Source organism: Stenotrophomonas sp. KH_052 (assembly GCF_057838755.1).
Genome location: NZ_CM174475.1, coordinates 782,293 through 800,501, shown reverse-complemented (window position 1 = coordinate 800,501; position 18,209 = coordinate 782,293). Strand labels below are relative to the sequence as shown.

The following is an 18,209-nucleotide window of genomic DNA, read 5'->3' as shown; positions in this document are numbered from 1 at the left end:
TGTCTGCCTGTCGGGTAACCATGCCGTCAGCCGGTCCGTTACCCCTGGGGTGTAAGGATGAACCTACGTGATCTGAAGTACCTGGTAGCCCTGGCCGACCACAAGCATTTCGGCCGGGCTGCCGCCTCCTGCTTCGTCAGCCAGCCGACGCTGTCCACGCAGATCCGCAAGCTGGAAGAAGAGCTGGGCCTGCCGCTGGTGGAACGCGCGCCGCGCAAGGTGATGCTGACCCCGGCTGGGCAGGAAGCAGCAGCACGGGCACGGGTGATCGTGTCCGAAGTGGAACAGCTGAAGGAAGCGGCACGTCGCAGCCGCGATCCGGAAGCCGGTACGGTGCGCCTGGGGATCTTCCCGACCCTCGGCCCGTACCTGCTGCCGCATGTGATCCCGCGCATCCGCGAGCGTTTCCCGGAACTGGAGCTGCTGCTGGTCGAGGAAAAGAGCGATGTGCTGCTGGACCGCCTGCGCGAAGGCAAGCTCGACGCCGCGCTGCTGGCACTGCCGGTGATCGACGACCAGCTGCATGCCGAGTTCCTGTTCGAGGAGCCGTTCCTGCTGGCCGTATCCGGGCGCCACCCGCTGGCCCGCCGCGAGCATCTGGACGTGCAGGAGCTGGCCACGCAGAAGCTGCTGCTGCTGGAAGACGGCCATTGCCTGCGCGACCAGGCACTGGAAGTGTGCCGGCTGTTCGGCGCCAACGAGAAGTCCGAGTTCCGCGCCACCAGCCTGGAGACGCTGCGGCAGATGGTCGCCGCCGACGTCGGCATCACCCTGCTGCCGAGCCTGTCGGTGCAACCGCCGGTGCCGCGCTCGAGCAACATCCGCCTGCTCGACTTCACCGGCGAGGGCCGTCCCAGCCGCCGCATCGCCATGATCTGGCGCCGCAGCTCGGCGATGAACGATTTCCTGACGGAGTTGGCCGATCAGTTCAAGCGCCTGCCGGAGGCACTGTTCACCCTCGAGGCGGTCAATGCCGGCGGCGACGCCAGCACCCTGCCCGGCCCCGTGCTGAACGGCTGAGCCTACGCAGCACCGGCCCGGAATCGGTGGGAGTCGATTCCGGTCGCATTTGTCCCCACAATACAGACAGGCGGCGCCAGCAGGTGCCGCCTTTTGCATGGCTTTCAACCAAGGAGCTTCACCATGAACACCGCCAGCGGCCTGCCGCCGTCGATCACCGTTTCTACCTTCGACATGGACCGCCTGGACGCCATGCTCGAATCCCCTGCGCTGAGCCAGACGCCTGCCGCGCTCACGCTTGCTGAAGAACTCAACCGTGCCACCGTGCTGGCACCGGACCAGATTCCCGAAGGCATCGTCATGATGCATTCGCGCGTGGAGTGCGAAGATGAAGTGTCGGGCGAAAAGCACGTCCTGACCCTGGTCTTCCCCCGCGAAGCCAACGTCGATGAAGGCAAGGTTTCCGTGCTGGCCCCGGTCGGCAGTGCCCTGCTTGGCCTTTCCATCGGCCAGAGCATCGACTGGAATGCGCCCGGCGGCCGCAAGCTGCGCCTGCGCGTGACCGCGGTCCACAACGACCGCCCCTGATTACCGCTGCGCACAGCGCGCGATTCGATCCCCCTGCACCAGGAGCCGTAATGAGTACCCCGTCCAAACTGTCCCAGCTGCGCGAACTGTCCGTGGTCGTTGCCGATACCGGTGACTACGAGGCAATCAAGCGCCTGCAGCCGGTGGACTGCACCACCAACCCGACCCTGGTGAAGAAGGCGCTGGACCTGCCGGTGTACGCCGAGCTGATCGAACGCGAACTGGCCTGGGGCCGCCAGCAGACGGGCGACCGCGAAGCCGTGGTGCACGCCGTGGCCGACCGCCTGACCATCGGCGTCGGCGCGCTGCTGAGCACGCTGGTGCCGGGCCGCGTGTCCACCGAAGTGGACGCCGACCAGGCCCACGACACCGCTGCCACCGTGGCCAAGGCCCGCCAGTTCATCCAGATGTACGCCGATGCCGGCGTGCCGCGCGAGAAGATCCTGATCAAGATCGCCGCGACCTGGGAAGGCGTGGAAGCCGCGCGCATCCTGCAGGCCGAGGGCATCGACTGCAACCTGACCCTGATCTTCAACCCGACCCAGGCCCTGGCCTGCAGCGAAGCCGGCGCGTTCCTGATCTCGCCGTTCGTCGGCCGCATCCTGGACTGGTACGTTGCCAACGGCCAGACCCCGGCCAGCATCGATGAAGACCCCGGCGTCGTGTTCGTGCGCGGCGTGTACGCCGAATTCAAGCGCCGCGGTTCGCCGACGGTGGTGATGGGCGCCTCGTTCCGTTCGACCGCGCAGATCGAAGCGCTGGCCGGCTGCGACCGCCTGACGATTTCGCCGGACCTGCTGGAGAAGCTGGACGCCGACCACGGCGAGCTGCCGCGCAAGCTGGTGGCCGGTGCGGCCGACGGCGTGGCCGTGACCCCGATCGACGCGGCGAAGTTCGCGGCGGATCTGGCGGCCGATCCGATGGCGACCGAGAAGCTGGCAACCGGTATCGATGCATTTGCCAAGGATCTGGAAGCGCTGCGCGAGCGCATTCGTTCGGAACTGTGAGGATTTCGGCCAACGGCTGAGCCCCTCGTGGCGGGGGGCTTGGTCGCGAAGAGCGGGTCATGCGGTTGGCAGGGCGGGTAGGCCGTGCAGGGGACGCTGCAAGTACGTCCATGTAAGCTCGGTCGCCGCATCCATGCGGCTCACGCCCCTGCACGGCCTACCCACCCTGCCTTCGACAGTTTCCTGCGGCCGCCCGCCACGGATGAAAGAAAGAAGAGCAAAGCGGGTCGCGCGCTTCGCTTGCTCGGAGCGGAGCATGGCTCCGCTCTACAGAAGGCAGTGCACGATCAAACAAAAAGGACGCGGCGAAGGCCGCGTCCTTTTTCTTTTCTTTCAGTTCGTCAGTAACCCATGCTCTTGCCCACCGTCACCGGGAAACTGTCGGGGGTGGGGCGGTGTGGGTTGGCAGGACCGTTGGCGCCATGGATGGCGCCATCGAGCCCCCAGGGACGGGTTTACGGCGTGTCCTGCCAACCCACACCGCCCCGCCCAACCCGCAGAAACGCAGAGCCGCTTTGGCTTTGGCTTCTGCCGTAGATTCTGCCCGCCGCAGGCGGACCACCGCGCGTCAGCGCGGCGCCTCCACATCCAACCCGATCGGGCAGCTCACACCGGTGCCGCCGATGCCGCAGTAGCCGTTCGGGTTCTTCGCCAGGTACTGCTGGTGATAGTCCTCGGCGTAGTAGTACGCCGGCGCCGGGTACACGATCTCGGTGGTGATCGGGCCGTAGCCCGCCGCATCCAGCTGGGCCTGGTAGGCCTCGCGGCTGGCCAGAGCAGCGGCGTACTGTGCCTCGTCGGTGGCGTGGATCGCCGAACGGTACTGGGTGCCGGTGTCGTTGCCCTGGCGCATGCCCTGGGTCGGGTCGTGGCTTTCCCAGAACAATTGCAGTAGCCGCTCCAGGCTCACCACGGCCGGATCGAACACCACCTGCACCACTTCGGTGTGGCCGGTCAGGCCCGAGCAGACCTCTTCGTAGGTCGGGTTCGGGGTGATGCCACCGGCATAGCCCACGGAGGTGCTGTACACGCCCGGTTCGGTCCAGAACTTGCGCTCGGCGCCCCAGAAGCAGCCCAGCGCGAAGCGGATCTGCTGCAGGCCGGCGAAACGGTCTTTCAGCGGATGGCTGTTCACGAAGTGCTGGTTGCTGTGCAGCGGCAACGGCTGCTCGCGGCCCGGCAGTGCTTCTTCCGGGCGCGGCAGGCGCTGTTTGAAGGCGCCGATGCCGAGGATGCCCTGGCCAATTCCCAACATGATGCGCTCCTACGCCGGAAGGCCGGCTATGTCGTCTGCATCTGAAATGGGGGCGTCCGGCGCGTGGCCCAAGTCCAGCGCGGCCACGATGTCCTCGGCCTGCGGCCGCGCCGCATCGGGGATGCCCACCCGCAGCACGCCGAACAGCGGCAGCTCGCCCATGCCGCCCAGCAACGACTCCCCGAACACGAAGGCCGGGATGCCAGCATCCTCCAGCGCGTGCTTGACCAGGTGGGCGTCGAACAGATTGTCGGCCTTGTACACGATGTGCATGCGGCGGCTCCTCGGGGCAGAGCTCCAGCATACGCCTGCCCCATCCCGGTAGCGCCGGGCCATGCCCGGCGGATTACCGCTGCGCTCGCCGGGCATGGCCCGGCGCTACCGACCCGGACCGGGCAGCCCCGCCCCTTACGCGCTAAACTGTTGGTCTTTCTGCCTTTCTCTTCGCCGACTCATGTCCGAGCACACCCCCGCCAGCCCCGAGACCCCCGCCGACAGCCACGAAAAGCGCGATTTCATCCGCCAGATCGTGCGCGAGGACCTGGCCAGCGGAAAGCACCAGGCGATCAAGACCCGCTTCCCGCCAGAACCGAACGGCTACCTGCACATCGGCCATGCCAAGTCGATCTGCCTGAACTTCGGCATCGCCGGCGAGTTCAGCGGCGTCTGCAACCTGCGCTTCGACGACACCAACCCGGCCAAGGAAGATCCGGAATACGTGGCCGCGATCCAGGATGACGTGCGCTGGCTGGGCTTCGAGTGGAACGAGCTGCGCCACGCCTCGGACTATTTCCAGACCTACTACCTGGCCGCCGAGAAGCTGATCGAACAGGGCAAGGCCTATGTCTGCGACCTGTCGGCCGAGGAAGTGCGCGCCTACCGCGGCACCCTGACCGAGCCGGGCCGTCCGTCGCCATGGCGCGACCGCAGCGTCGAGGAAAACCTTGACCTGTTCCGCCGCATGCGTGCCGGTGAGTTCCCCGATGGCGCGCGCACCGTGCGCGCCAAGATCGACATGGCCAGCGGCAACATCAACCTGCGCGATCCGGCGCTGTACCGCATCAAGCACGTCGAACACCAGAACACCGGCAACGCGTGGCCGATCTACCCGATGTACGACTTCGCCCATGCACTGGGTGATTCGATCGAGGGCATCACCCACTCGCTGTGCACGCTGGAATTCGAAGACCACCGCCCGCTGTACGACTGGTGCGTGGACAACGTCGATTTCGCCCATGACGACGCGCTGACCCAGCCGCTGGTCGATGCCGGCCTGCCGCGCGAAGCGGCCAAGCCGCGCCAGATCGAGTTCTCGCGCCTGAACATCAATTACACGGTGATGAGCAAGCGCAAGCTGATGGCGCTGGTCACCGAACAGCTGGTGGACGGCTGGGAAGACCCGCGCATGCCGACCCTGCAGGGCCTGCGCCGCCGTGGCTATACCCCGGCGGCGATGCGCCTGTTCGCCGAGCGCGTGGGCATCAGCAAGCAGAATTCGCTGATCGACTTCAGCGTGCTGGAAGGCGCACTGCGCGAAGACCTGGACAGCGCCGCGCCGCGCCGCATGGCGGTGGTCGATCCGGTCAAGCTGGTGCTGACCAACCTGCCGGAAGGCCACGAAGAGCAGCTCACCTTCAGCAACCACCCGAAGGACGAGAGCTTCGGCAGCCGCGAAGTGCCGTTCGCACGCGAAGTGTGGATCGACCGCGAGGACTTCGCCGAAGTACCGCCGAAGGGCTGGAAGCGCCTGGTCCCGGGTGGCGAAGTGCGCCTGCGCGGCGCCGGCATCATCCGCTGCGACGAAGTGATCAAGGATGCCGACGGCACCATCACCGAGCTGCGCGGCTGGCTGGATCCGGAATCGCGTCCGGGCATGGAAGGCGCCAACCGCAAGGTCAAGGGCACCATCCACTGGGTCAGCGCTGTGCATGGTGTGCCGGCCGAGATCCGCCTGTACGACCGCCTGTTCTCGGTGCCGAACCCGGACGACGAGTCGGAAGGCAAGACCTACCGCGATTACCTCAACCCGGAATCGCGCCGCACTGTTACCGGCTATGTCGAGCCGGCCGCGGCCAGCGCTGCGCCGGAGCAGTCGTTCCAGTTCGAACGCACCGGCTACTTCGTGGCCGACCGCCGCGACCACACCGAAGCCAAGCCGGTGTTCAACCGCAGCGTGACCCTGCGCGACACCTGGTCGGCCTGAGGACCTGCGCGGGCGCCGGGAAGGCGCCCGCACGAATCCGACGATGATCACCGCCCTCTCCGTCCTGCTCTGGTTCATCTCGCAGCATCCGCTGCTGACGTTCTTTGCAGCGATGGTGCTGGCCGGGCTGGTCTCGTGGTGGCGGCGCTTTCCGGGCTACGCCATCGTGGTGTTCCCGCTGGCGATGCTCAACATGTTCCTCGGCCACTTCCTCAACGCCGCCTTCCTCAACGTGGTGGGCGAGCGTGGTGAAGCGGTGATCGTCAAGGCCGAGGAAACCAACTCCACGCTCAACGAGCAGTACATCTGGCGCTACGAAGCGGTGCTTCGCACCGCCGAGGGCCGCGACGTGGAGGTGGTGTTCCACACCAATACCGCTTCGCTGTGGCCGCTGGAAAACGCCATCCGCATCCCTGCACGCGACCAGCCGTTCGTAGTGAAGTACACGCCGGGCTTCCCGCGCAACTTCGTCATCCTCACCAACGAATCACCGCACGGCATCGCCCAGGCCCGGGCCAGCGCGCGCGAGCGCGTGGAGGTGGCGGCACGCAAGCTGCATTTCAGCCCGGGCAATGCCGATTTCCGCGCGGACTATCGCCGCGAGCTGGAAACCTGGCTGCGCGACCACGGCAACGATCCGCAGCAGCAGCCCGACGCGCAGCGATACCGCGCCGAACTCGAAGCGCTCGAGCGCTAGTTCCAGGCCCTGCCTGGATGTTCCCCCCCATCCACCCACAGGCCTGACATGACCACGACCTCTACCGCCCTCCTCCCGCTGCTGCAGCAGGTCCTGCAAGGCGCCGATATCGCCAGCCGCGCCAACGGTGGCGCGCTGCTGCTGGACAGCGGCCTGCGCCTGACCCCGCATGCGATGGCCGCGCAGGAGCGCGACAACGGCGGCTGGCAGACCTCCACCGTCATCGAGAGCCAGCATCCGGTGCTGTTCGCCGATGGCCTGTTCGAGTACCAGCACGCCAACGGTGCCGATGAGCAGGCATCGCTGCTGTCTGGTTTCCAGACCTGGGTGCGGGTGGACCTGGCCACGCTGCAGACCGCGATCGGCGCCGAAGACGCGCAGGGCCTGCCGATGATGGGCCTGACCTATCCGGCCGGCGATGACGGCGAGGAACACCAGCGCACCGTAGTGCTGGGGCCGCTGGCGCACTACCGCGCGCAGGAGGTGGATGCATCCACCTGCAGCGAGGACGACCACGGCTCCTGCCCATGCTGCCTGTTCACCCGCAGCATGGAGGCCTTCGATGAGCTGCTGAAAGCCCGCCAATTCCTCGCCATCCGCCTGTTCGCCTCGCGCGATGCCGACGGCCTGTGCGAGGCCGATTGCCGGGTCAACGGCCACGACTTTACCGCCGCCCTGCCCCTGCTGCGCGCCTACGCCGCCAGCTGGCCGCAGGCCGGGCTGGAGTTCCGCAAGCAGTACGTGGTGATCCGCACCGGTTCGCCGGGCTGACCCGCCGCCACACCCGATACAGGCCGGTGCAGCTACACTGCGCGCCGGTTTCCAAAGCAACCGCACCTTCTTCCATTCCCTAAGAGGCACCCCCGCGATGCTGTACGCGCAAGTCCACCTGACCCTTCCCGCCTGGATTCACGACCAGATCGACCTGGATCGTCGATATCCGGGCGATGAGGCCAAGGTCGCGCTGGCGATCGAGCTGTCGCGGTTGAACGTCGAGCACGCCAGTGGCGGCCCGTTCGGCGCGGTGGTGTTCGGCCCTGAAGACAAGGTCATCGCCGCCGGCGTGAACCGGGTCATGCCGCACTCGACCTCGCTGGCGCATGCCGAGAACATGGCCTACATGCTGGCCCAGCAGCGCCTGCAGACGCCGCGTCTGAACGCGGTACTGTCACCGGTCACCCTGGCCACCAGTTCGCAGCCGTGCTGCCAGTGCTACGGCGCCACCGTGTGGGCCGGCATCGACCGCCTGCTGATCGGTGCCAACTCGGCCGACGTCGAAGAGCTGACCCCGTTCGATGAAGGCCCGCTGCCGGCCGACTGGGTGGGTGAACTCAACAAGCGCGGCATCGAAGTGGTGCAGGGCCTGAACCGCGACGCCGCACGCAGTGTGCTGCGTGCCTATGGGGAAAGCGATGGCGCCCGTTACTGAAACCGGCATCGGCCTGCTGTGCCTGTGCCGGCAGGGCTTCGAGCCCGAGCTGGCCGGCGAGCTGCAGTTCCGCGCCGGTGAAGCCGGTTTCGCCGGCTATGCGCGCACCCAGCGCAATGACGGCTACGTGTTGTTCATGTGCGACGAAGCCGCCGCGCTGGCACCACGGCTGCGCTGGCGCGAACTGATCTTCGCGCGGCAGAAGCTGGTGGTGCTGGCCGAGCTGCCGCAGCTGGACCCGGCTGACCGCATCACCCCGATGCTGGAGGTGCTGGCCGATGCGCCGCGCTTCGGCGACCTGTGGGTGGAGCATCCCGATTCGGACGCCGGCAAGCCACTGTCCGGGCTGGCCCGTGCCTTCGGCAATGCGCTGCGCCCGGCGCTGCGCAAGGCCGGCAAGCTCACTGACAAGCCAAACAATCGCCTGCCGCGCCTGCACGTGGTGTTTGTCGACGGCACCCACGCCTTCGTCTGCGTGGCCGACCCGGCCGACAGCGCACCGTGGGCACTGGGCATCCCGCGCCTGAAGCTGCTGCCGGAAGCGCCGTCGCGTTCGGCGCTGAAGCTGGACGAAGCGCTGCTGACCCTGCTGACCCCGGAAGAACGCGAGGCACTGGCCAAGCCCGGCATGCGCGCGGCTGACCTGGGCGCCGCACCGGGCGGCTGGACCTGGGTGCTGACCCGCCAGCACATGCACGTGCTGAGCATCGACAACGGCCCGCTGCGCCAGCACGTGCTGGACACCGGCCTGGTCGAGCACCTGCGCGCCGACGGCTTCCACTGGCACCCGGAACAGCCGCTGGACTGGATGGTCTGCGACATGGTCGAGCAGCCGCGGCGCGTGGCCGAACGCATGGCCACCTGGTTCCGCGAAGGCTGGTGCAGGCACGCGATCTTCAACCTGAAGCTGCCGATGAAGAAGCGCTGGGACGAAACCCGCTTGTGCCTGGACCTGTTCCAGGAGCAGGCCGGCAAGCCGCTGGTGGTACGTGCCAAGCAGCTGTATCACGACCGTGAAGAGATCACGGTGCTGGCCTCGCCGCTGCGCTGAGGCCATCGCGCCCGCCGGGCATGGCCCGGCGCTACCGAGGAAGGGAACCATGCGATACCACCCGCTCGCCTTGCTGATCACCGTACTGGCAGCCGCACCGGCCATTGCACAGCAGTTGCCACCCATGCCGGCGCAGAGCCAGCCGTTGGGCCCGACCGGCGGCGCGATCCGCCAGCAGCCGCTGGATGCCGGCCGGGTCAGCGGCAGCGTCGAGATTGCACGGCCGGCCGGCGAGGCACAGGTGACCGTGCGTTCGCTGGAACCGAGCAGCGTGGTCGGCCAGTACCGCATCCACTTCGCTGCGCTGGATGTGAACGGTGATGGCTTCATCAGCCGCGAGGAAGCGCAGGCGAATCCGGCGTTGGCCGATGAATTCAATGCGCTGGACGTGAAGCGCCGCGGCAAGCTGGATCGTGCCGACCTGGCCGGTTGGCTGGTTGATTGAAAAAGGGGACGGAGGGGATTAAGTCGTATGTGCACATACGACTTAATCCCCTCCGTCCCCTTTTTGCATCAGACCCCGGCGGCGCGCTTCCAGAATGCCTGCACCAGCGGCGGCCACTTGCCGACGCAGCCCAGCGCGCGGCCGCGGGCCAGGGTCAGATGCATCTCGTCGTTGGAGAACAGGCGGTTGATCGCATCGAAGCTGTAAGCGGCGATGTGGTTGTCGCTGCGCCGTTCGCGTGCCCAGCGCTGCAGGCGCTGCGGCGACAGCCGCGGCTGGCCGCGGCGTTCGGCCGACGGCGCCAGCCACTGCTGCAGGGCGGCGACATCGCGCAGCCCCAGGTTCACGCCCTGCCCGGCCAGTGGATGCACTACGTGCGCGGCATCGCCCAACGCCAGCACGCGGCCGGCCACGTAGTGACGGGCCAGCTGCCGACGCAGCGGGAACGCCGCACGCGGTGATGCCAGCCGCAGTTCGCCCAGGCGCGCGGCGAACGCACGCGTCAGTTCGCGGTTGAAGGCGTCCTCGTCCAAGGCCAGCACGCGAGCCGCTTCATCCTCGGGCAGGGTCCAGACGATCGAACTGCGGCGCTCGGCCACCGGCAGCAGCGCCAGCGGCCCGGTCGGCAGGAAGCGTTGCCATGCGGTGGCCTGGTTGGGAAGATCGCTGTCCACATAGGCCACCACGCCACGCTGGTGGTAGTCATGCTTCTCAACCTCGATCCCGGCCAGCTGGCGCAGGGTCGACTCGGCGCCATCGGCCGCCACTGCCAGCGCCGCTTCCAGGCGACGACCGTCGTCCAGGCGCAGGCGAACACCGTCATCATCCTGTTCCAGCGCTTCCACCCGTGCCGGGCAGTGCAGCTGCACGCCCGCCGCTGGCAGTGCCGCCCACAGGCGATCCTGCAACAAGCCATTCTCGACGATGTAGCCCAGCTCGCGACGACCGAAGCGGTCGGCGTCGAACAGCAGATCCTCGCCACCGGCCGCATCCCACACCTGCATGCGCCGGTAAGGGCAGGCGCGGGCCTGCGCGATCGCCGGCCACACGCCCAGGCGGTTCAACAGTTGTACGTTATCAGCGGCGAAGGCGAACACGCGCAGGTCCGGCTGTGCGGCCTGCCACGGTGCTGGTTCGCGGCCTTCCACCAGCGCAACCGACAGGCCGGCATCGGCCAGCGCCAGCGCACACGCGGCACCGACGACGCCACCACCAACGATGGCTACATCAAGACGCGTGCGCCGGCTCATGCGGCTTCTCCGCGGCACAGGCGCGGCACTTCACCACGGAAGCCCATCGCGCCACCGACCAGCATCGACTGCACCGACGCGCGTTGTGCGGCGACCAGGCCAAGGCTGCGCAGCGGCCGCATCAGCGGCGCCGGGTTGCTGGTCAGGCGCGCCAGGCCACCGGAGAACGCCACCGTCTGCCGGCGATCTTCCTCGCGGCGCGCGACATAGGCCTGCAGCAATGCATCACTGCCGGCATCCTCATGCGCATCCTCCAGCAGTTCGGCCAGGGTCAGCGCATCGCGCAGGCCCAGGTTGAAGCCCTGCGCGCCCAGCGGATGGATGGTCTGCGCGGCATTGCCGAGCAGCACCGTGCGCTCACCGGCCAGCGCGCGCGCCAGCACCTGGATGAGCGGGTAGGCACTACGCGGGCCGGATTCAAGCAGGCGGCCGGCACGCCAGCCGATCGCGCTCTGCAGGCGTTGCAGCCAGGCCGCATCGTCCAACGCCATCACCGCATCGGCCTGGTCGCGCGCGACACCGTGCACGGTGCCGAAGTGGCGATCGCCACGCGGCAGCAGGGCAGTCGGGCCGGTATCGGTGAAGCGCTCCCAGGCGGTGCCATCCGGCGCGCGCTGGCTGCGCACGCGGGCCACGAACAGGGTCTGCTGGAAATCGTGGCGGTCAGCCTCGATGCCCAGCGCGCCACGCACGCCGCTGCTGGTGCCATCGGCACCGACCACCAGCCGTGCCAGCAGCACGCGTTCGCCGGCCTCATCGGCCACCCGCACCTGGCGGTAGTCATCGACCACCTCGCCCAGCCCCAGGAACCGCATCGGCCGGTAGCGACGCAGTCGTGGCAGCTCCTGCAGACGCGATTCCAGCGCCTGGCCGAAATCACGCGCGACCACCACCTGGCCGAACCACGGCCGGTCGTAATCGGCCGCTTCGAGCTGCACACGGCCGAAATCGCCGGCACGACTGACATGGATGCGCCGGATCGGGCCCGGTACCATCGCCAGCTTCTGCATCACCCCCAGCGCGGTCAGCGCATTGACGGTGGCAGCGGCGAAACTGAGATTGCGCTGGTCGAACACCGCCGGCAGCTCTCCGGCCGGACTGGCCTCGAGCAGGCCCACGTCGCGGCCCAGGCGGTCCAGGGCAATGGCCAGGCTGGCACCGACCAGGCCACCACCGACGATCAGCACGTCATGTCGTTCACTCATGGGCTCATGATACGCGCTCGCCCCCACTGCAAGCCCAATGCATCCCACCTGCGCCAACCCGCGCGGCGGGCTAGAATGAAACCTGAATCCGCTCCGGGCCCGCCGCCATGTCCGACACCGCCAACCGCGCCTTCGTCCTGTCAGTACTCGTACTGCTGCTGGCGGCGACCCGCGTCAACCACTTCGCGGCGATCCCCGATGCCTCCTGGGCCGTGTTCTTCATCGGCGGCTTCTACCTGGCGCGCTGGACGCGCTGGGCGTTCCCGCTGCTGATGGTGTTCGCGGTGCTGGTGGACTGGATCGTGATCCGCAGCAGTGGCCTGGATTTCTGGCAGCACTACTGCGTGTCGCCGGGCTACTGGCTGCTGCTGCCGGCGTACTTCTCGCTGTGGGCTGGCGGCATGCTGCTGGGCCGCAACTACCAGAGCGCGCGCTGGTCGGTGCTGGCCAAGGGCGCGCTGCTGCTGGTTGCCTCGGTGGCGGTCTGCCATCTGCTGGCACAGGGCGGCTTCTACTGGAGCAGCCGCAACGTGGCCGAGCCGACCCTGGCCGGCTGGGCACAGAACTACGCGCAGTGGTTCGGGCCGTACCTGCGCACCACGGCGATCTACGTGGCGCTGGCCGCCGCCCTGCAGCTGGCCGTGGAGCAGGTGCTGAAGCTGCAGCAGGCCCGCCGCGACATCCGCCACTGAGCCGCACCATGGGTCATCGCCTCTCGCGCATCTACACCCGCACCGGCGACGACGGCAGCACCGGCCTCGGTGACGGCCAGCGCGTGGCCAAGGATGACGCCCGGGTCGCCTCCTACGGCACCGTCGACGAGGCCAATGCCGCACTCGGCCTGCTGCTGGCGGCCCCGTTGCCCGAGGACGTGCGCGCGCTGGTCGTGCATCTGCAGCACCAGCTGTTCGACCTCGGCGCCGAGCTGTGCATCCCCGGCCACGCCGCGATCCACGCCGCCGATGTCTCCGCGCTGGAGCAGCAGCTGGACCACTACAACGCAGGCCTGCCAATGCTGAAGGAGTTCATCCTGCCGGCCGGCGGCGAGGCCGCTGCACGCTGCCATCTGGCGCGCACCATCGTCCGCCGCGCCGAGCGCGAGACGGTCACCCTGGCCCGCCACGAGGCTGTGCGCAGCGAGGCGCTGCAGTACCTCAACCGGTTGTCGGACCTGCTGTTCGTGCTGGCCCGGGTGCTGGCCCGTGCCGATGGCCACGGCGAAGCGCTGTGGCAGCCACAGCAGCGCCAGCGCTGAGTCGGCACGATGCTGGTCTACTCCCATCCGTCCTGCCTGCTGCATGACCCCGGCCCCGGCCATCCGGAGTGCCCGCAGCGCCTGCAGTACGTACTCGACGCACTGCACGCCGCCTTCCCTGATCAGCTGGACTGGCGCGAGGCGCCGCCGGCCAAGTTCGGCGAACTGACCCGGGTCCACGACAGCGCCCTGCTCGACTTCGTGCTGCAGCCGCAGACCGCGCCGCTGCGCCAGCTGGACATGGACACCTGGACCTCGCCCGGCTCGGCCAGCGCCGCCGTGCACGCCGCCGGTGCCGGCGTGGCCGCGGTCGATGCGGTGATGCTGGGCGAGGACCCGCTGGCCTTCTGCGCGGTACGCCCACCGGGCCACCACGCCACCAGCAGCACGGCGATGGGCTTCTGCCTGCTGAACAACATCGCCATCGCTGCCGCCTATGCCCGCGACCGCCACGGACTGGAGCGTATCGCGGTGGTCGACTTCGACGTCCACCACGGCAATGGCACCCAGGACATCTTCCAGCACGACGCCCGGGTCTCGTACTACAGCACCCATCAGGCCGGGCTGTTTCCCAATTCCGGCCTGCGTCGTGATCGCGGTGCCGGCAACCTCATGAACATCCTGCTGCCCCCCGGCAGTGGCGGTTTCCGCTTCCGCAATGTCTGGGCCGACGAGATGCTGCCGGCCATCGACGACTTCCGTCCGCAACTCCTGCTGATCTCCGCCGGCTTCGACGCCCACCTGCGCGACCCGCAGGCCGATCTGATGCTGGAGACCGACGATTTCGCCTGGATCACCCGTGAACTGCACGCGCTGGCACGCCGCCATGCGGCCGGCCGGGTGGTCTCGATGCTGGAGGGCGGCTACGACCTGCAGGCCCTGGCCGAGTGCAGCGTGGCCCATGTCCAGGCCCTGATGTCAGCGGCCACCGGTGACGGCGCCGGATGAACCCGAACCGGCAGGATCGACCCCCCTTCATTGCCCCTATGCAAGGGATGGGGCAAGCTACCGTCCGTTTTCGCCCGAATCCGAACCGCGTGCGCCGAGCCCTCCGCCTGCTTCCCCTGCCTCTGAGCATCGCCATCTGCCTGCCGGCAATGGCCGATGAAAAGCCGCTCAACTGGGGCCTGTGCCCGGCCACCGACGTCATTCCCGCGTTCACCGACGCCCCGACCCCGGTCCCCGGCCAGGACAAGGCCACTGCCGCCGCCGCGCGCGAACAGCAGCCGACCGACATCGAAGGCGACCAGCTGCTGGGCACCACCACCGTGCCGCAGTACGAGGGCAACGTGGCGCTGCGCCGGGGTGACCAGTTCGTCGGTACCGACAAGCTCAGCTTTGATACCGAGACCGGCAACTACATCGCCGACGGCAATGTCCGCTACCAGGACGGGTCGATCCGGATGGTCGCCAAGCGCGCCGAGGGCAACCAGGAAAGCGACACCCACAAGATCACCGACATCCAGTACCAGCTGGTGTCGCGCCGGGGCAACGGCGATGCCGAGTCAGTCGACCTGCAGGGCGCGGTCGGCCAGATGCACCGCTCCACCTACACCACCTGCGACCCGTCGCAGCCGGTGTGGAAGCTGTCGGCGCCCCAGATCGAAGTGGACAACGACGAAGGCTTCGGCACGGCCCGCAACGCCGTGCTGCGCATCGGCAAGGTGCCGGTGCTGTGGGCGCCCTACTTCAAGTTCCCGATCGATGACCGCCGCAAGACCGGCCTGCTGTTCCCGCAGCTGGGCATGTCCGGGCGCAATGGCTTCGATTATGCGCAGCCGATCTATTTCAACCTGGCGCCGAACTACGACGATACCCTGACCCCGCGCTACATGAGCCGGCGCGGCCTGCTGCTCGACAACGAGTTCCGCTATCTCTACAACGGCGGCCGCGGCGAGGTGCTGACCTCCTTCATGCCCAACGACAAGCTGCGCGATCGTGATCGCGGCCGGGTGATGTTCACCGGTTATCACAACGTGGACAGCCACTGGCAGGCCCGCGCCAACCTGGCCTGGGTCAGCGACGAACGTTATGTCGAGGACTTCGCCAACCGCCTGGTGGGGGTGACCGCCTCCAACCTGCAGAGCACGGTCGGCCTGTACGGTACCGGCCAGAACTGGACGGCGGGCATCATGGCCGACCGTTGGCAGCTGACCGACTACACCCTCAACGAGAGCGCTCTGGCCTACAACCGGCAGCCGCGCCTGTACTTCACCTGGGACAAGCCGGTCCTGCCGTGGCTGGAAACCGGCATCTACACCGAAGCGGTGCGCTTCACCCACGACGACATCAACCTCAAGTACGGTGCCGAGGCTGGCCCTGACCTGCAGTACACCCGCACGGGTCAGGTGCAGCGCATGTACGGTGGTTCGCGCCTGGACGTGAAGCCCTACGTGTCGTTCCCGATCAGTGGCGCGGCCTGGTATGTCACCCCGACCCTGGCCTACCGCTATACCGGTTACGAGCTGGATCGCGGCCTGGCAGACCAGGTGCGCGCCAACGTCCTGCGCTCGCAGGGCGTCGACCCGAACACCGCCACGCCCGAGCAGCTGCGTGGCAACACTTCGCCCAGCCGCAGCCTGCCGATCGGCAGCATCGACGCCGGCCTGTTCTTCGATCGCGAGACCCGCATCGGCGGCAAGTCGTTCCTGCAGACCCTGGAGCCGCGCCTGTTCTACCTGCGCACGCCCTATCGCAACCAGGACGATCTGCCGATCTTCGATACGCGTGACTTCACCTTCAGCTGGGGCCAGCTGTTCCGCGACTCGCGCTATACCGGCGCCGACCGCCAGAACGATGCCAACCAGTTGACCCTGGCGCTGGGAACCCGCTTCATCGACCAGACCACCGGCAAGGAACGGTTCTCGGCCGCGATCGGCCAGATCCAGTACTTCGACGAGTCGCGGGTCAGCACCACCCCGGGCGGCGCGCCTGTGGAGAAGGGCAAGTCGGCCTGGATCGCCGACGGCAACTACATGATCAACGACCGCTGGACACTGGGCGCCACCTACCAGTGGGACCCGAAGTACAAGCGCGAGGATCTGGCCAGCGTCCGTGCCCGCTACCTGATGCCGAACGACGGCGTGGTCAACCTGAGCTACCGCTACCGCTACCGCATCAATGCCGGTGCGGCCCCGGGCGCCAACAAGCATGACCGGACCCTGCTGGAGCAGGCCGACCTGTCCTTCCTGTACCCGCTGAATGCGCGCTGGAGCCTGGTTGGCCGCTATTACTACTCGCTGCAGGACAAGGAGCCGCTGGAAATCATCGCCGGCGTGCAGTGGGACAGCTGCTGTCTGGCCGTGCGTGCGGTCGCCCGCCGCTACGTCCGCAACCGCGAAGGTGAGATGAACAACGCCTTCCAGCTCGAGTTCGTACTCAAGGGCTTGAGCTCCATCGGCCAGGACACGGACCGCACTCTGCGCCGTGCTATCCTCGGCTACAACCGCGACGACCTCTATCTTGTGCCGCCCAGCAACACCGGAGCGGCCCGCGATGACTACGATCCGAATCTGATCCCATGACCAAGCGCTTCCCCGTTCTTCTCGCCTCGCTGCTGGCGGTGTCCAGCGTGTCCGCCCCCCTGCAGGTGCTTGCCCAGGAGGCGCAGCCGCTTGACCGCATCGCCGCCGTCGTCGATGAGGACGTGATCCTGCAGAGCGAGCTCCAGCGTGCGATCGCCAATATCAAGGCGCAGTACGTCGGCCGTGAAAACCAGCTGCCACCGGAAGACGTGCTTAGCCGGCAGGTGCTTGAGCGCCTGGTGCTGGTCAAGCTGCAGGTGGCCCGTGCCCAGGGCAGCGGCATCCGGGTCGGCGACCAGGAGCTGAACCAGGCGATGAATGCCATCGCCCAGCAGAATGGTTCGACGCTGGACGCCCTGCGCCAGCGCCTGGCCCATGACGGCATCGATTTCAACGATTTCCGCGCTTCGGTGCGTGATGAGATCACCGTGCAGCGCCTGCGCCAGAGCTTCGCGCAGAGCCGCATCAGCGTCAGCGAGGGCGAAGTCGATGCCGCCCTGAAGCAGCAGGCCACGGTTGGCAACCAGTACCACCTGGCACACATCCTGATCGCCGTGCCCGATGGTGCCAACGCCGACCAGATCGCTACCGGCCAGAAGAAGGCCGATGGCGTGAAGGCGCTGCTGGACAAGGGCGAGCTGGACTTCAATGCCGCTGCCGTCCGCTATTCGGACAGCCCGAACGCGCTGGAAGGCGGCGACCTGGGCTGGCGCAGCCTGGATGAAATCCCTCAGGCTTTCGCGCAGATGATGGAAAAGATGAAGGCCGGTGAAGTGGTCGGCCCGATCCGTGGCCCCAGCGGCTTCCAGCTGCTGAAACTGGTGGAAGTACGTGATGCCAGTGCCGCAGCCGGCGCGAACACCGTCACCGAGTATCACGGCCGCCACATCCTGGTACGGGTGGACGACCACCAGACCGACGCCGCCGCCAAGGCCAAGATCGATACCCTGCGCGCTCGTATCGCCGGCGGTGCCGACTTCCAGACCGTGGCCAAGGAGTCCTCCGAGGACAGCAACAGCAAGGGCCAGGGCGGCGATCTCGGCTGGTTCCCGGCTGACGCATTCGGCCCGGCCTTTGGCCAGCAGGTCGCCGGCATCCAGGACGGTGGCGTCAGCCAGCCGTTCCGCACCGATGCCGGTTGGCACATCCTGCAGCGCGTGGCCACCCGCCAGACCGACGTGACCAACGACAACCAGCGTGCCCAGGTCCGCGAAACCATCGGCCGCCGCAAGCTGGAAGACGAGTACAACCGCTTCCTGCAGGAACTGCGTGGCGAAGCCTACGTCAGCTTCCGCAGCGGTGACCGCGCGGAAAACACCGCGACCCCGCCGCAGTCCTGA

Annotated in this window: 18 protein-coding genes; 14 read left to right on the top strand and 4 right to left on the bottom strand. The window is 67.7% G+C overall.

Annotation, left to right across the window (positions count from 1 at the left end; all coding sequences use genetic code 11):
• Positions 1-57 precede the first annotated feature (57 nt).
• From AC3ITW_RS03545 to AC3ITW_RS03535, 3 genes are all read left to right on the top strand, one after another.
• Positions 58-1,020, top strand: a complete 963-nt coding sequence (locus AC3ITW_RS03545; RefSeq protein ID WP_012510116.1) for a LysR substrate-binding domain-containing protein — start codon at positions 58-60, stop codon at positions 1,018-1,020.
• Between the two features lie 123 nt (positions 1,021-1,143).
• Positions 1,144-1,548: a nucleoside diphosphate kinase regulator gene (gene rnk, locus AC3ITW_RS03540; RefSeq protein ID WP_004144805.1), complete on the top strand. Its 405-nt coding sequence runs from the start codon at positions 1,144-1,146 to the stop codon at positions 1,546-1,548.
• 50 nt (positions 1,549-1,598) lie between these two features.
• Positions 1,599-2,555 (top strand): transaldolase, encoded by a 957-nt coding sequence (locus AC3ITW_RS03535; protein ID WP_004144803.1) that lies wholly within the window; start codon positions 1,599-1,601, stop codon positions 2,553-2,555.
• Between the two features lie 568 nt (positions 2,556-3,123).
• On the opposite strand, the gene msrA is transcribed toward AC3ITW_RS03535, so the two are convergent.
• Complete coding sequence (msrA, locus tag AC3ITW_RS03530; protein WP_032956996.1) at positions 3,124-3,789, bottom strand: peptide-methionine (S)-S-oxide reductase MsrA; 666 nt, start codon at positions 3,787-3,789, stop codon at positions 3,124-3,126.
• A gap of 30 nt (positions 3,790-3,819) precedes the next feature.
• The gene (locus tag AC3ITW_RS03525; RefSeq protein ID WP_010481810.1) at positions 3,820-4,083 is read right to left on the bottom strand and encodes a putative signal transducing protein; all 264 of its coding nucleotides are present in this window, start codon (positions 4,081-4,083) and stop codon (positions 3,820-3,822) included.
• 181 nt (positions 4,084-4,264) lie between these two features.
• On the opposite strand from AC3ITW_RS03525, the gene AC3ITW_RS03520 reads away from it, so the two are divergent.
• The 6 genes from AC3ITW_RS03520 to AC3ITW_RS03495 all read left to right on the top strand — a co-directional run bounded on the left by AC3ITW_RS03520 (position 4,265) and on the right by AC3ITW_RS03495 (position 9,635).
• Positions 4,265-6,013, top strand: a complete 1,749-nt coding sequence (locus AC3ITW_RS03520; protein ID WP_065722815.1) for a glutamine--tRNA ligase/YqeY domain fusion protein — start codon at positions 4,265-4,267, stop codon at positions 6,011-6,013.
• A 43-nt stretch (positions 6,014-6,056) separates the two neighbouring features.
• Positions 6,057-6,710, top strand: a complete 654-nt coding sequence (locus tag AC3ITW_RS03515; RefSeq protein ID WP_065722814.1) for a hypothetical protein — start codon at positions 6,057-6,059, stop codon at positions 6,708-6,710.
• A 48-nt stretch (positions 6,711-6,758) separates the two neighbouring features.
• Positions 6,759-7,481 carry a DUF6348 family protein gene (locus AC3ITW_RS03510; protein WP_489390068.1) on the top strand — a complete coding sequence of 241 codons (723 nt, stop codon included), beginning with the start codon at positions 6,759-6,761 and terminating at the stop codon, positions 7,479-7,481.
• A gap of 97 nt (positions 7,482-7,578) precedes the next feature.
• Positions 7,579-8,139 carry a nucleoside deaminase gene (locus AC3ITW_RS03505; RefSeq protein WP_012510109.1) on the top strand — a complete coding sequence of 187 codons (561 nt, stop codon included), beginning with the start codon at positions 7,579-7,581 and terminating at the stop codon, positions 8,137-8,139.
• Positions 8,123-9,190 carry a 23S rRNA (cytidine(2498)-2'-O)-methyltransferase RlmM gene (gene rlmM / locus AC3ITW_RS03500; RefSeq protein ID WP_136639917.1) on the top strand — a complete coding sequence of 356 codons (1,068 nt, stop codon included), beginning with the start codon at positions 8,123-8,125 and terminating at the stop codon, positions 9,188-9,190. Before AC3ITW_RS03505 ends, rlmM begins: the two co-directional genes overlap by 17 nt.
• 49 nt (positions 9,191-9,239) lie before the next feature.
• Complete coding sequence (locus tag AC3ITW_RS03495; RefSeq protein WP_012510107.1) at positions 9,240-9,635, top strand: EF-hand domain-containing protein; 396 nt, start codon at positions 9,240-9,242, stop codon at positions 9,633-9,635.
• 68 nt (positions 9,636-9,703) lie between these two features.
• Here the strand turns inward: AC3ITW_RS03495 and AC3ITW_RS03490 are convergent, their stop codons facing one another.
• Both AC3ITW_RS03490 and ubiH read right to left on the bottom strand, forming a co-directional pair.
• Positions 9,704-10,885, bottom strand: a complete 1,182-nt coding sequence (locus AC3ITW_RS03490) for a UbiH/UbiF family hydroxylase (protein ID WP_100434073.1) — start codon at positions 10,883-10,885, stop codon at positions 9,704-9,706.
• Complete coding sequence (gene ubiH / locus AC3ITW_RS03485; protein ID WP_489390067.1) at positions 10,882-12,090, bottom strand: 2-octaprenyl-6-methoxyphenyl hydroxylase; 1,209 nt, start codon at positions 12,088-12,090, stop codon at positions 10,882-10,884. Before ubiH ends, AC3ITW_RS03490 begins: the two co-directional genes overlap by 4 nt.
• A 107-nt stretch (positions 12,091-12,197) precedes the next feature.
• Between ubiH and AC3ITW_RS03480 the strand changes: the two genes are divergently transcribed.
• The 5 genes from AC3ITW_RS03480 to AC3ITW_RS03460 all read left to right on the top strand — a co-directional run bounded on the left by AC3ITW_RS03480 (position 12,198) and on the right by AC3ITW_RS03460 (position 18,209).
• A complete protein-coding gene (locus tag AC3ITW_RS03480; protein WP_004144564.1) occupies positions 12,198-12,782 on the top strand; it encodes a hypothetical protein in 585 nt (194 codons plus the stop codon).
• A gap of 8 nt (positions 12,783-12,790) precedes the next feature.
• Positions 12,791-13,345 (top strand): cob(I)yrinic acid a,c-diamide adenosyltransferase, encoded by a 555-nt coding sequence (locus AC3ITW_RS03475; protein ID WP_004144563.1) that lies wholly within the window; start codon positions 12,791-12,793, stop codon positions 13,343-13,345.
• A 9-nt stretch (positions 13,346-13,354) separates the two neighbouring features.
• Entirely contained in the window at positions 13,355-14,293 is a 939-nt protein-coding gene (locus tag AC3ITW_RS03470; RefSeq protein ID WP_004144562.1) for a histone deacetylase family protein, read from the top strand.
• A gap of 89 nt (positions 14,294-14,382) precedes the next feature.
• Positions 14,383-16,869, top strand: a complete 2,487-nt coding sequence (lptD, locus tag AC3ITW_RS03465; RefSeq protein WP_489390066.1) for an LPS-assembly protein LptD — start codon at positions 14,383-14,385, stop codon at positions 16,867-16,869.
• Positions 16,866-18,209, top strand: a complete 1,344-nt coding sequence (locus AC3ITW_RS03460) for a peptidylprolyl isomerase (RefSeq protein WP_004144556.1) — start codon at positions 16,866-16,868, stop codon at positions 18,207-18,209. Before lptD ends, AC3ITW_RS03460 begins: the two co-directional genes overlap by 4 nt.